Annotated in this window: 11 protein-coding genes; 1 reads left to right on the top strand and 10 read right to left on the bottom strand. The window is 40.0% G+C overall.

Features of this window, described 5'->3' with window-relative positions:
- The first annotated feature begins 169 nt into the window (after nt 1-169).
- Nucleotides 170-943: a sulfotransferase gene (locus ACXAD8_RS09370; protein ID WP_475227636.1), complete on the top strand. Its 774-nt coding sequence runs from the start codon at nt 170-172 to the stop codon at nt 941-943.
- Nucleotides 944-971: 28 nt separating this feature from the next.
- Here the strand turns inward: ACXAD8_RS09370 and ACXAD8_RS09375 are convergent, their stop codons facing one another.
- From ACXAD8_RS09375 to ACXAD8_RS09420, 10 genes are all read right to left on the bottom strand, one after another.
- Nucleotides 972-2,282: a flippase gene (locus tag ACXAD8_RS09375; RefSeq protein WP_475227638.1), complete on the bottom strand. Its 1,311-nt coding sequence runs from the start codon at nt 2,280-2,282 to the stop codon at nt 972-974.
- Complete coding sequence (locus tag ACXAD8_RS09380) at nt 2,283-3,254, bottom strand: hypothetical protein (RefSeq protein ID WP_475227641.1); 972 nt, start codon at nt 3,252-3,254, stop codon at nt 2,283-2,285.
- 332 nt (nt 3,255-3,586) lie between these two features.
- Entirely contained in the window at nt 3,587-4,504 is a 918-nt protein-coding gene (locus ACXAD8_RS09385) for an LPS O-antigen length regulator (protein ID WP_475227643.1), read from the bottom strand.
- A complete protein-coding gene (locus ACXAD8_RS09390) occupies nt 4,494-4,874 on the bottom strand; it encodes a DUF2304 domain-containing protein (protein WP_475227646.1) in 381 nt (126 codons plus the stop codon). Before ACXAD8_RS09390 ends, ACXAD8_RS09385 begins: the two co-directional genes overlap by 11 nt.
- Before the next feature lie 14 nt (nt 4,875-4,888).
- Complete coding sequence (locus ACXAD8_RS09395; RefSeq protein ID WP_475227649.1) at nt 4,889-5,587, bottom strand: glycosyltransferase family 2 protein; 699 nt, start codon at nt 5,585-5,587, stop codon at nt 4,889-4,891.
- A 12-nt stretch (nt 5,588-5,599) separates the two neighbouring features.
- Complete coding sequence (locus ACXAD8_RS09400; protein ID WP_475227651.1) at nt 5,600-6,760, bottom strand: glycosyltransferase; 1,161 nt, start codon at nt 6,758-6,760, stop codon at nt 5,600-5,602.
- Nucleotides 6,761-6,826: 66 nt separating this feature from the next.
- On the bottom strand, nt 6,827-7,387 hold the full coding sequence (locus ACXAD8_RS09405; RefSeq protein ID WP_475227654.1) for a D-glycero-alpha-D-manno-heptose-1,7-bisphosphate 7-phosphatase: 561 nt from the start codon (nt 7,385-7,387) through the stop codon (nt 6,827-6,829).
- A gap of 346 nt (nt 7,388-7,733) precedes the next feature.
- Entirely contained in the window at nt 7,734-9,995 is a 2,262-nt protein-coding gene (locus ACXAD8_RS09410; RefSeq protein WP_475227657.1) for a thioredoxin domain-containing protein, read from the bottom strand.
- A gap of 35 nt (nt 9,996-10,030) precedes the next feature.
- Nucleotides 10,031-13,294 carry a CRTAC1 family protein gene (locus tag ACXAD8_RS09415; RefSeq protein WP_475227660.1) on the bottom strand — a complete coding sequence of 1,088 codons (3,264 nt, stop codon included), beginning with the start codon at nt 13,292-13,294 and terminating at the stop codon, nt 10,031-10,033.
- Complete coding sequence (locus ACXAD8_RS09420; protein ID WP_475227662.1) at nt 13,287-15,242, bottom strand: cytochrome c3 family protein; 1,956 nt, start codon at nt 15,240-15,242, stop codon at nt 13,287-13,289. Before ACXAD8_RS09420 ends, ACXAD8_RS09415 begins: the two co-directional genes overlap by 8 nt.
- Nucleotides 15,243-15,316: the final 74 nt, after the last annotated feature.

Genomic DNA, 15,316 nt, shown 5'->3' on the forward strand with positions numbered 1-15,316 from the left:
GCTTGGCTTTGGTTAGAGTCGGTCGCCTTCGAACATTGCTCAAAAAACTTGCACATTCTCGGCCTTATAGTCAAGCAGAAAACTATACATGGAAGAGTTTTAATGCAAATTGGCATTAATAGCTAAATTCGCATAAAATCCCCTCCCCTAAAAATACTTGCAATTGATCATGTTCGACCTAGTAAAAAAATCACTGAAAAATCCAGACAAAGCAAAACGCGTGCTTAAGCATCGTTTATTGAGCAGTATTCAGCGCAATACAGAGTTTAAAAAAGTGATAGTTATCGGAAGGGCAAGAACCGGGTCGAACCTATTGCTATCCTATATGAACTCTCACCCAGAGCTCCATATGGAAGGGGAGATTTTCGCCTTCCAAAAAAGAAAGTCTGCACAATCTATAATCAACAGTGTATACAAACTTCAGCCTGACAGAGTCAAAGCGGCGGGCTTTAAGATCTTTTACCATCACCCAATGGACAACAAAGAGAGCAGGGTTTGGGAACTGCTCAAATCCGATCCTTCAATACACGTCATTCAACTGCGCAGAGAAAATATGCTGAGAATGCACATATCCAGAAAAATAGCGATGCAGTCTGACGTCTGGACTGCGGCTTCAAAGAAACAAGTGGATATGGTGAAAAACAAGCGTGTAAGTTTCACTAAAGCCGAATTAGAGGAAGGATTCAATAAAACCAAACGTTGGGAATCAGACGCCAGACAAGACTTTAGCAATCATCCTTTCATCGAAATTAGTTATGAACGTATGATTTCTGATCCAGTAAGCGAATTTTCTCGGTTAACCAGCTTTCTGGAAGTTGATGAAATGCAACCTCAGACTAACCTCAGAAAGCAAAACGCCGGAAAACTGTCAGAGCTGATAGAAAATTACGACTCACTCAAAACTGATTTTCAGGATACAGAGTGGCAACGTTTTTTTGATTAAACAACCGCCTTTGCCAACTTGTAGCGGATTAGGTTTTGCCTCGCCTTGTCGGTAAAAGGTATCTGAATGGCATCAGTAAGCTTTTTGTCATTACCATTGCCATTGGTCTGGTAGCTGCTGCAAAAAACAGTGCGAAATAAGACGCCATCGCATAGGAAAAAACTGAAGCCCATGCAGCACCTACTCCCCCGTATTCAGGAATAAAGAAATAATTTGCAGCGACATTGCATACAGCACCTATCCCATGAGTAACCAGAGAAAAACGCAGTATTCCTTCTGCTATCAACCACTTGCTGAGCAACGTACGCATAAATATAAATATGCCACCGAAAATGTGAATATTTAACATAAACGCAGCGGTTCGATATTCCTCACCAAAGAGTAAAACAATAAAAAACTCTGATAACAATAATGTAGGCACGATAATGACAACTGCCATCCCCATCAAGATATCATTCAGTTTTTGCAGACTATTGTGATACAAGTCTAAGCTTTCAGTTTTCTTTTTCAGAAGAACAGGAAAGTATGAGGCAGTTATTGCGATTGGGATAAAAAACCACAACTCAGAAATACGAGCAGCAACTGAATAAATACCCGCTTCGGCAGACGAGCTTAAATGCTGCAACATAATGATATCAATTTTAAGGTTAATCACCGCAGCAACACTCGACATAATAAGCCACTTAGATTGACTAATCAGACTAAGCAATCGCTGCTTTTCAATTACCATCGGCTCCGTTAATTCTCTATCTTTCAGGTAAAAAACAAGATTAAAAACAGCGACCAGCAGAAAATCTAAACTATACAGTAATATCAACGCCTGAATTCCGAGGTCTAAATAAACCGCCAATAGTTTTAAGCTCAGACCAATGAACAAAGCGATTAAGCGGGAAAATACCGCGTGACTGTTGCGCATCTTTGCCTGGAACCAGAAATTAAATACCGTAAATGCGCTAAACAATTGCCCTACTGCTAAGCAGATAACAAGGTATTTATTGGCGGGATCGTCCCATAATGCAATAGCAACCAAAACTAAGGCTCCTATACTGGTACCTATAAAACGCCCCGCAAGCGCAGTTCCCATGATCTTATGTTGACTTTCCGGGTGATTTACCAGCTCCCTTGTTACAATTGCGTTTAAGCCTAAAGCCGCCAGTGGAACGATAATCAGTACTAAGGCGACAAGATAATTATAATTGCCAAATAAGTCTGTCCCTAAATAGCGGGCCAAAACAATACTCAGAATTAACCCACAAGGCGCAGATATGGCTTTTTCAAATAGCAGCCAATTGGTGTTTTTGATTACGGCAAGATTGGAAGAAGAAAGCTTCTTAAGCATTTAACTGTCAATATCCATTTGTTGATGGGTAGCGGGCTGCAATGACGGGTTACTGATAATTGGATTTAAGGCTGCCGCTGTCAGCGCCGCCCACAAAGGCGTCACCATACCATTGTATAACACATGCCCAGCAATCGCGGACACCATAATTAAAACCAGGAAAGCAATTATAGCCGCAGACACTACAGTCGATTTAGGCTGAATTAACAGGCGACTGAATAGTACCCAATATCCCAAATAAACAACCGAGGATAACAAGATCCCGAAGTTAATCTGCATATCCATCCAGTCAAATTCTATTCGTGTAACCCCTAGTCGTTGCATAGCTTCCATATCAAGCCCCAGCAGCCATTGCCAGGCATCAGCGTGTTCGAACAAGGGCCAAATCGCCATAAGCTTTACATCTCGTCCGGAAAACAATACTCGGGTTATCCCACCGTTATCGTAAAAAAATAAAACTCGTTGAAACAGTGGCTGTTCCAATAATTGCTCACCAAAAGAAAACACACCCAAGAGCATTAGACACAGTAATACCAAACCATAAGCCAAGGCCCGCGCATCCATATGCATGACAATCACCAATCCGGCACATAGTAATACCCCTAAAAAACCACTTTTGGTTCCAACCAATAAAGCAACGACTGACAAAATCAGGATGATCATCAAAAACTGCATAACCGAGCGTTTAAACGTCAAAGTTAAAAACCAGGCTGCACAAATAACAATAACGCCGGAAACCGCATTCCCGGAATAAAAGAAACCTTTAGCGCCAAATCCCTGATAGGTGGATTGTCCTATTCCGACTAAAGCAAAAATGACATTTAAGAAAATAATGCCAATACAGAACAGTAAAATGAGATTTAATTTTTTTATTGTAAAGTGTTTAAAGGAACTGACTACCAGAACCATCACAAACAGATAAATGACTTTAATCGACTCCTGGAACGCCAACAAAAACCAGACATTATCCACCAGAAAGAACCTGAGGATTCCCCACAGAAAAACCAGACTTATGCAGCACAGACACCAAAAAAAACGCCGAAGTTCAAATTGAAATGCGAACAGCAGCATTAATCCAAACAACGCCTGCTTATATAACGCTGACAAAAGATTCGGTAACCCCAGGGTTTTTACGAATAAACCATTTACAGTATCTATAAACAGATAAATGCCCAACAAAAATAGCAAGACATTTTCAAAAAGGTGCCTACGTTGAAACTCAACATAGGCTGAATCTGAAGCAAAAGCAGTAGCCTCGGTCGCAAGAAATCTCTTCAGAGAATACATACCCAACTTAATTCACTTTAATTGCGGCGTGGTGAAATCAGGAAAATGAACGTAAACCAAGCCACTATTAAAAAACCACTTAAAAATCCGGCTATTAGACAAATCAATGCACGACGTGGTGCATGTTTTAATTCTGGTTTATAAGGAGGATCAATGATGGTAAATACAAAATCGCTTCTTACTTCGGCCAACATTAGCTGTTTGGTTTGCTCTTGAATCAGATGAAAAAACACCGTTTTCATTTCTATATCACCAATTTGCTCTACTTTTGACTCAAGATATTCAATATTTTCTTTTGTTGATTGAATTTCCCGGCGACGCATATCACTGTTAAGCTGATTGATAAGCAGGGATAACCATTCCTGCGCCAGTGCCGGTGAATAAAACTCTAGTGAGAGCTTAATCAATCCGGTAGTGCTATCTCGCTCTACTCCCAATATCTGAATAAATCTCTCATAGACTTCCAGATCTGTGGGCTCTGCCGGTCTGCCATTTTTTACAGGTCGCGTCCAGACAGAAGCATTAGCATCATACAAATCTTCATTCAGAATTAAGGTATCTGTATTTGCATCCCACTCTGTAGCGGCCATTAACTCGGGCTTTAAATTATATTTATTTACAAAGCTGGCTAAAAACTGCCGAGACTTAATGATCTCAAGAGCCACCGTCACTTGATCGGCAGAATCACCACCGAGAGAAATACCAGCCAGAGATGCAAGACCACCTAACTGCCCGGTTAAATTATTCAGGCCACCACCACTTGCCTCTTCGGTGGGTGACAACGTGGTTTCGCTCAGAAAAGTATTGGGAAGACTTAATACCCACAATGCCGTTATCAGCACAATCCCACATGGGATTATTGTTATCAGCACTTTTTTACTATACAGGTATTTAAATAAGCTGTGCAAGCTGTAGTCAAATTGACTATTTTCCATTGTCAGAATGTTCCTTTGTTAACTCGGTGTCCATATCAACTTTTGACTCTAAAATTGCAATTTTTTGAATCAATCTGGTTACCGACATTTGTAATTTTGCTCGTTCAATGTCTGCAACTAATAATTTAAGTAGTATTACTGCTAGCGCTATCAACACCACTATGATAGGTGGATAACTAATACCCAAAACTAAGCCGATGGAGTCATTAATTGAGGGGTTAACGCCGTAAAGCAATACACCAATAGCTATTACTATCCATTTTATGCCATCCCTTTGAATTAGGTAATCCTTTCTGATTAGCCAAAAAATGGAAAAAGTAATGGTCAAGGCCAAAATTGTTGAAACTATTTGAGGATTAAAAATAGTCATAGATTCGATTCAACTTAGCGTTCGCCATTTTTATGAAGAATTTTAGAAAGGCTGATAATCAAGGTACTAGTCAGATAGTAAAGGATTTTCAGCCAAGAAGAAAATATTCTGGATTCGCCATCAAAACGCTTATCCATCTTTACAGGGACCTCACTGATCTTTATGCCTGATGATTTGAGTAACAACAAAACACCAACATCTTGATATTCCAACAAACTCGCTCTTTGCGAAACCAAAAGCTCAAGCGCTTTTTTGTTGTATACTCTAAAGCCAGAAGTTATATCATCAACTTTCACTCCAGAAATTTTACGAAATAAGTTCCAGACGATTTTTTTCGCCAATGATGCTCGTTTTTCAAAAGAGCCAATAACCACATCAGGTAAGCTATCTGAATCCATGACTTCTATTAACTTTCGAATTTCACTCCCCAAATGCTGCCCATCGGCATCCATAGTCACTACCCTGGTGAAGCCCAATGATTTGGCGTAAATTAACCCTGTTTGAGTTGCCTGCCAAGCCCCTAAACTTTCCATGTGAGACACACACATTGCCCCAGACGTCTTTGCTATATCCGATGTTCTATCATCGCTGGCATCATCGATAACAATGACAGCATCTCCAGGTATGGAATCACGCACATCCGATAGTACGCGCCCTATAGCTGCAGCTTCATTTTTCGCCGGAATAACAACACAAATACGTTCAGCACTCATAGGTATAGGCTTTTAATTAGTTACATCTCTTAGCAAATCACCACTATCAGATCGCAAGATGCCAACCAACTCGTCCCCTCTTCGGCGGCTCAAAATCATCCTCATTTCATCCAAAAAATGCTCAGTGGAAAACAGATTTGCTCGTTGCTCGCAGGCCAGTTTCATTTGCCGAGCTCTCTCTGCAGATAATGCATTAACTGCCTCAATAATGTTTTTTTCAGACAGTAAAGCTGGCAACAAAATTCCAGTTTCACCGTGAACTACAGTTTCTGCAACGCCCCCTTCGTCAACTCCAATAACAGGTTTGCCAGCCGCCATACTCTCAACTGGAGAAATTCCGAAATCTTCATCAATAGGTAAATAAAGGGTTGCTATACACTCATTAACTAGCGAATAGAGCTTTTCTGACTCGCACCAGCCTGAAAACTGAATGTTTACAGCTCCCTTCGCCAGTTCTTTCAATCTCTCTTCATCACTTCCACCAGATGCTATGATCAATTTTTTTTCTGGCATTTTTCTAAATGCCGCAATGATTAAATCGACCCGCTTATAAGGCTCCAGTCTTGCTGTTGACAGGTAGTAACCTTTTGCTTCCTTCCAATAATAATCACCGGTATTACATGGCGGATATACAACTAACGAATCAACACCTAAATATTTTTTTAATCTTTTTTGTACATTTTTAGAGTTCGCTACAACTAAGTCCATTTTTCCGATCGCTGACTCATACTTCGGTTGTAAATAAGAAATCAAGAATCGAATCAAGAGCTTTCCAATAAATGAACTTTGCTCAAGATAATATTCTTTTAAGTCATATATGAAGCGAGGAGGAGTGTGACAATACAATATTTTGTCGACATCTGATGGACAGTTTTCGACCGCAAGAGGAGCACAAACACCACTAAAAACAACTGTAGTGTAGTTTTGACATTTAACACGTGCACCTTTAAACGCCAATGCGGCTTTCAATATCTGCCAGCCTCTTACACTGGTATGCTCTACTAATGATTCAATTTTGTTATTTGCCATTTCGTTGTCGGGGAATAATGAACGATTAACAAATGCGACCTGGCAATCCATATTATTGAAATAAACTAATAGTTCCTGAGCAAGCTTTTCAGCACCTCCTCTGGCAAGCATAAAATCGTATAAGAGCAGATAATTTGACTTCATCTTAGAGAACGCTTCCAATCCTTCTTAAAGGATATCCCATCAAATATCGAGTGTATCATAAAAAGCCTACTCAACATTTAATGTATGAGTTATGAAGTGTGTTTCAACCGCTTCTAACAAACTTTTATAACTAACAACACCTGGGGCTAAATCCAGTTCATACCTAGACTCAACCCCGACTAATGTACCTACACCCGCGCGCCTACCCGCTTCAAGGTCAGAGTTTTTGTCACCGACCATTACAGACTCTGAGAGATTAATATGATGTTTATTAGCAGCTTTTAATATCATACCTGGCTTCGGCTTTCGGCAGTCGCAATCTTGACGGTATTGTTCAACAATACCGTCAGGGTGGTGCGGACAATGGTATACCTCAGTAATTACAATGTTATGCAATTTAAATTGCATTAACATCCAATCATTAAGCTTTTTAAATTGTTCTTCATCATAGTAACCTCTGGCAATTCCAGCCTGATTTGTAACTATTACGATTTGGAACCCTTGGTTCATTATCAGCCTGCATGCTTCGAAAACACCATCAATAAACTCAAAACGCGCCTTTGAACCAACATAGCCAAAATCGTGATTAATTACTCCGTCTCTATCTAAATAAAAAGCTTTTCCCATTTTAATATTGTCTGTTAACAAAATAGTTTAGAACTCAAGTTAAGTGCTTCACTCGATTAAATGAAAACAAGAATGCTCAATATGAAGGAATTCTGTCCACGCCTCAAACGCTACTTCCAGAATACTTGGCTAGCGAATATTTTGACTTTTGTCCGCACATTATTATTGTGGACAAAGATAATTGATTCGTATTATAAGCTGTTTATGCTTGTTAACAAGTTATTAAAAACGCTAATTGCCTCCGAATATTGAAATGTCCATAAGTAAACAGCTTCTGACTTCCTTTTATATGGTAACTTGATTTAGTAAGAGTCACATTTAAAACAAGCGAACAATGTTATCCCCTTTATTGATCTGTCAAATAAAATCGTAGTGTTTCAGGTTGCAAACACAATCGCAGACTTGTTGAGCAAGCCTGAACAGTTAATGAGACTTGTTGTTCATAGCCAGAAAGTATCAATGCAGTGCGCTTTTCAAACACCGAGACTGGTTTACCTGTGTCACCGAAGGTTTTAATTTTCGGTTCCGGGAAATACACTTTTGCTTGAGTTTCCGCTTGTTCATTTGCGACCAATTGAGTGGCAATCAAATCGTCATCCAAAGGCACATGAGAGTTAATGTGCCACCCCTCTTTCATATTAACTAACATAGCATAAGAACCGTTTGCCTGAAGCCTAATCTCAACCCGCCCATTCCCCTTTGCAAAGTACTGAATCGGCTCCAGACTCCCTAACACCATCTCCTTTATCACTCTGCTTGCGTATAATTGATTTAGTGAATTTTTCGAAACCGAATTACTTAATTCCTGCTGAAGAGTGTCGAGTATCAAATTATTACTGCCCCCAATATTTATTTTATTTAAGCGCTGTAAATTCTGTAACATCACTGCTTTGGCATTAAGTAACTCACCGTCAATAAGAGCAATTTTATACTTGTCACTACCGTGCTCGTTGGAAAATCTCAACTGGTTATCTTCACCCTCTAATTCCGCTATCATCTCTTTTAACAATGATACCGAAAAATTTAGCCAACGCTGCTCACTAGTAATATCGTACAAATCAAGCAAAGCTCTTAAAAAAAAAGCGTAATCCTCCATACTTGCTGGAGTACCATCCTCTCCATGATTTACAATACGTTTCAACTTGCCATGCCTTTGCCAGTCTTCTGACAGTGCCCTTCCGACTGTCACAGCTAGTTTTTGAAAGTCTTTGCTTCCAAAGCTAACAAAGGCTTCTTTCAATCCTGATATGAGAAGCGCATTCCAGGCAACAACAACCTTTTTATCCAGTTTGACTTTTTTAACGTCTTTTAAAGCTCTTAATTTAGCAAATAAAGGTTCCTGATTGCTTATGTTGTTACCGGCATAGTGAATTCCGTACAACTCCTTATTTTTATATAACTTCAGTTGCTCTTGTCCATTTACTAGCTCAGCGAGACGCGATATATCCTGTTGACTATATAGATACATACCACCTTCTACTCCATCAAATGAAGCATCAACAGATCCCATAAACAGGCCTTCTCCAGTAGACAAAAACTGTTTAACAAAACCTAAAGTATGCTGAACGGTAGTTTTGTATTGCTTATTGGAATGCAGACGATAAGCCCTACTGTACACTTCGAGCATTAATGCTTGGGTATAAAGCATTTTTTCATAGTGTGGAATTGTCCATTCAGAGTCACTGGTATATCGATGAAATCCACCAAAAACCGGGTCATAGAGTCCTTTATGCATCATACTGTTTAAATGAATGCTAAGGGCCGCTTCTAATGTCGCATCTGGCGAACGTTGCAAAGAATCGATTAACAACAGTAAAAGGCTAGCTTCTGGAAAATTTGGAGCTCCAGAAAGTCCACCATTTTGTAGATCAAGCTGATTCTTTAGTTGGTGGAAATTCCCTTCCCAATCAATTTCACTTCCAGTGGTTTTCGCCAGCGCATAGCTAACTTCTTTTAGTGCTCTCTGATACATTGCCTTTTGCTTGTTAATTAGTGCTCGATTGTGTTGCCATGTATCGGAAATTTTTTTTAATAAATTTAATAGTTCTGTTTTTGTCAGGTAAGAATCTATGAAGATAATATCCTGAGACGGCGTCAAAACAGCAGTTAAAGGCCACCCTGCCTCTCCTTTAACTTTAGTTAACGCTGCCGTCATATAACTATCCAACTGTGGTAAAACTTCCCTATCTACTTTCAGTGAAATAAAATTTGAGTTTAATACCTCGGCAACTTCCAAATCCTGAAAACTTTCGCTTTCCATAACCTGACACCAGTAACAGGCAAAAAAACCAATTGATAGAAAAATCGGTTTATCTTGTATGGCTGCGCTCCGGATATTTGGCTCGGCCCAAGTTTTCCAATTAATTGGATTATTGGCGTGTTTTAACAAGTAAGGAGATTGACTTAGAACCAATGAGTTTACATACAGTGTTTGGTTGCTTCTTTTCTCGCTGTGCTGATTTAATTCTAAGTACTTAGAGCGATAAACCTGGAAATCGGACGCATCGATATCACTCGCAACAGGAGGTAAAAAAACCACGTCCTCTGAATTTGCCGTTACTGCGAATATTCCAAAGAGCCCGCAACAGAGTAACAAAAATTTAATCAAGTGCTCTCTCCCCGGACGACATAATAGTTGTTTTCTCAAAGCTTAATCTGAGCTGCCAAAGCCGTTTCGGTGTCATATTTTAGATTAACAACCTGATTTACTTTGATATTGTTCAATATACTATATTTGCCATTGGGCCAAATGACGGTAACTTGTGCTGATTCATGGCTTCCTAATCCAAAATGCAATTGCTTCGTGTGAACAGACATATATCCAATTGTGCTACTCAATTCCCTTGTTCGAATATAACCATCAGCAGTCTTAACGATAACTTTTGAACCGATAGCATCTCGATTTACACCTTTTGTCGGGCTACCGATCAAGGACACCTTAAGCCAATTGTTTCCATACTTTTCAGCATTGTTAAATAAAACTCTAGACTTCTCATGATAATCGTTTGTAATGATATCCAAATCCCCATCATTATCTATGTCCAGATATATTGCACTTCTACCATTACTAGTAAAGTCGAGTCCACTATCCTTGCTGGTATTGTTGAGCATCCCGGATTCATTGACAAAAAACACGTTCTTTTCTTTATCTGACTTTGGGTATAACACATTCAATTCCCGACTTTTTATCGGATCTTGATAATAGGGATTTTCCTGACTGTAGACCAGGTAGTCATTCATACCATTTAGGACGTAAAGGTCATCATCACCATCATTATCATAATCAAAAAAATCAGCATCCCATGACCAACCTGTTGAAGAGTACCCTCGCCCTACTTTATCGCTCAATTCAAACTGTAATCCAGAGCCAACATCAATTCTAGACAAGAACAAATCATTCGCTTCTACAACGCGCATTCTGGCTAGTTTTTCAGGATTAAACTTCATTTCCGTATCAGCTGATGGCAATACGTACTTTTCATCTTTATTCATGGTAACAATGTTTGAAATGTAAACGTCAGATATCGAATCCTGATTTAAATCCCCCAGACCGATACCCATTGTATAAGAAGGTTTGTTAGTACCAAGATCCGCAGCTACATCGACAAACTTGCCGTTGCCCAAGTTTTTGTAATAAGCATTGACACCAAAATCATTACCAACAACCAAGTCTTGCTTTCCATCTGAATTAAAGTCAGTGTGTGTCACTGCCTGCCCCCAACCAGTATTGTCAACGCCACTTCCTTGGGTTACATCTTTGAAGATAAACCCTCCTAAATTTTTAAATAACCGATTTGGTAATCCATTGCTGTTACGCCTTTTCAAAGTGGGCAGCACACCTTTTAAATAATTTCCGAAGTACGTGATATAAATATCCAATAAGCCGTCACCATCGTAATCAAAAACCGTTGCCGGTCCTCCTACGAGTCCCTTACCACCAAGACCTGATTTTTTTGTAACATCTTCAAAGGTATTGTCACCTTTATTCCTGTATACACGATGAGAATCATCAACATAGGTGATGACTATATCTTGCCAACCGTCATTATCCATATCCGCAATTATAGGCTGACGGGCTTCCCCTGGAAGATTGTCCGCAGGCCGCTTCCAGTCGAGACCGGATGTATCCGTGATATCCTCAAACTGCCCTATACCTTTATTGAGATAGAGTCGATTACCTAATCCGCCCAATAGCAGTACATCATCAAAACCATCATTATTAATATCGCCTGCAGCCAGTCCAGCCCCTCCAAACGCAGGTGGAATGGTAATTGTACCCACGCCATCATCAATCGTCAGATAACTTCTCAACCGCCGGCTCAACCAATCAGATGAGCGGTGCATAAAGCTGACCCCACTTTCCTCTGTTGCGTCAGTAAATAAGGAGTCTGAATCATGAGTACGTTTTTCAGAATCAACATTCGTTGACAAAACACTGACTACTCCTGATTCTGACCTTTTAGCGTGAGAGTTTTTAGCTTTCTGATTCTCCCTTGAAAAATAATGTACGGCATTTACCGCATCAATGAAATGCGACAGCTTGATTCGCTCACTGCCACTTTCACGACCAATATCCCCCATAACTCTCAACACCAAGACCCCATACTGAGCTATATTTTCGACCAATAACTCCGCGGCAAATGGATCAGGTTCCAAATAGATAGGAAATCTACTGTCATCAATAGCAAACTGAAGATATCGCCAATGAATGCCGCTATCTCGAAAAGCATCCATATCATAAGCTTCAATAGTGACCCGTTGACTTGCCGATAATTGTGGAAAAAAAATCGCATCCTCATATTCGTTGATAATGTGTGGTAAAACCGACTGCGCATACTGGTAAACATCTTCTTCTAAAATTAGATTGCGATTTTGCTTTAATGCAAGCTCCTGTGCACCTCTATATAAATCACCGGCAAAGTCAATAACGCTCTCGGTAAACTGCTGCCTAAATTTAGTGGCCTCAGCTCCCTCTTCAGGCCAGCGGTTGCGAGCAAAAAACACCTGTAAATTGCGCACAAAAATCTGATTATTAAGCTCATTGTATTGTCGATAAGAGCGGATTTTCTGTTCCACGACTTGGTTAAACATAACAGGCCTGATAACTTCACGTGGCTGAGTTGTAACCTGAACATTTTTAGATTTTGAGTTCGCTTCCAAAGAAATTAACGCATCCCAAACACTCTCCAATAGCTTTGCACTAATTTCATGTTGATTATTTTGACGGGCCTGATGGTCAGCGATTTGCAAAACACTCAACAAATAAAAGTCCAGAGAATCAGCAAACGTGTCAGTTGCGGCACTTGTCAGTGGTAAAAACTCATGCGACTGGTCAGTTAAAAGAAGCTCCTGTTGCACGCCCAACAGTGACCGGAGTGAATAAGCGATAGTACTGTATTGACGTTTATCGTCTTTATGTATCATAAGGCTTTTTTCATTACCTAATTTCACCGACCAATGACCAGAGTCTAATAGTCGCCAACTTATTACCGGGTTTGTCACCTTCATAATGAGGTCTTGGTTGATTTCATCCAAACCTGATAGGTTGGCTTCCTCCGATGCTTTTGACCAAAAATGGGTTAACCACTCTTTTTGTAAAAGGTTTTTGGTAAACCGCGCCTCATTTTCTAAAGGCGTGCCATAAATAAAGTCTTCAAGACGGGATGCAGTTGCATAACACTTTGGATCTCGAACACTCTCTAAAGCTTCAATATGACTAATTACATTATCAAATCGAAAAGCTTCTTGTTGAGCACTTACAGGCATTACATAGACTAAGATTAATGCGAAATTCACGCAAACACTTTTAGCGCAATAGCACGAACGGTAGAAAAACCGAGAAAATCGACTGGTCATTTTATCCTCTGAGCAGAGTTTACTGTATAATTTTTGGAACTTGTTATTCACCACTGTCCTCCTCCAAAAGATAAGATTTACCAGGCTGCTGTGCAATAAGTTGAATCCCTGCGGTATCAACTGCGTTCCTTAATCCAAGTTTAAAATACCGCTTAGCATCTGCACTATTACGCAGATTATGGTAAATAGTAATCAATTGTTGATAACTTCTATCAAGCAAGGGTTCAATTTGTAATGACTGTTTAAAAAACTGGATTGCAGCTTCTGGTTGCCCCATCATTTGTTTACTTAATCCCTTGTACATAGCTGCGTTTGCAAAGTTCTCTCTAAGTTGAATAGCCGCATCGAAAAAATCAAAAGCTGCGACGTAATCTTGCTTACGATATTTGAGTAATCCATAATTAAAGTACAGTTCAGCATCTTTCGCATTTTGCTCAATCAACCAGTTAAATATTCGCTCCGTTTCTTCAAGATCTCCGGAGCTCAATCGATTAAGGGCATCAAGCTCACTTAATCTACTATTACTTCCAAATCTATGCTTAACATACTTAATGGTTTCACTTGCCTCTTTAAATTGCTTTAGCTGCACCTGAGTTTCAATTAGCACCATATAGGGAATAAGCTGAGAATAGTTGCTTTGCTGAAGACGCGATTTTAGATAGCGCGCATAAGTAGCCGAAGGTACAGCCCGCAATATGGAAACAAGACGGTATATGTCGCCTTCTAAGGCATCCAACTTCAGTTCTTGCTCCAAAATATCCAACCCAATCAGGTCTGGTTCTTTTTTCTTCAGGGGATTGCTTAATCCATCTCTGGATTTGAAGATACCAATGCGATGATCTGTCATCACCGCGTGAATAACGTCCTGAGTGCGACGTTGGGGCATATGACAGCTTACACAAGTTTCTTCTGTTGAGGTCATTTGGAACTCCACCTGCTGATGAGTATTTTGGTGACAACTCACACAAATATTGTCCACACGCTTAATAAATTCGTTTTGCGACGTTTTTTTGTGAGGATTGTGGCAGCTGATACATGTAAGGGCACCTTTGGACTGAGAAAAGCAGGCGCTGCTTGTTAATCTATAACCATGATGATTAATCTCAAATCTCTGCTCCTTACTTATATTATTGTCGATAGGATCCATATGAATTAAATATTCAGATAGTTTTTGTCCTGGCCGAAACGAATAATCACCACGGTCAAACCTACGCGAACCTACCATACTAACTGCAGGCAGCATATGGCATTGAAAACAAACAGAATCTCGTTCTTGAACGGGAAGTTTTGCGGGATTAACAATTGCGTTGCGAACAGTTTCAATATCAGCAACACCACCGAGAAGTGCCTTGACATGTGCCTCTCCAGGGCCGTGACAGCGCTGGCAATCGATTCCCTCAGGTAATGTTTGCGGAAAGATATCTCTGTGAATAAAAGTGTCGCGCTCCATTCCCTCAAATGGGTAAGCATTGTGGCAAAACATACACTCGCGCTGAACCTTACGCGACAGACCATAGTGATGTTTTTGCTCGTAGCCGGGTGCCATTTCCCAAAAGCCACCTTCAGAATACCAATTTACAGGCAATACGTATAATTCATCATTCTCTGTTCGATATAGAGGACTAACGACTTTATTGCCAGAACCTAAAAGATAATCAACCTGGATTTCTATCTTATTTTCCGGAATACCACTCCCATCAAGTTGATAGCGCGAAAATATCAGAGCGTTATCACGTACAACAAAATCATAATAGCGTTGAGAGGGCTGATGATAAAAGGGTAAACCATCTCGCTTTTCTTGTGTTAACCATTCAGGCGATGCAAGCCGAAAGGACTGTGACATTCCAACTGACTTAAAACCTGTGGCCTGCTCAACGTGACATCCTTCACAAATCAGAGCATCTACATAACCAAAACTGTTAGCTTTTAATTTATCAGAAGCCCACCCGCATGTGTGGGCCATACAAAACACTAAAAGTAATACAAAACGAGATAACAAGACACATCCTTGTTAATCAATTAATACCAATATATATCGGAATGATACCGAACCTCCCGATATTTCAATAGCAA

This window comes from Planctobacterium sp. AWH2_060, assembly GCF_056158425.1.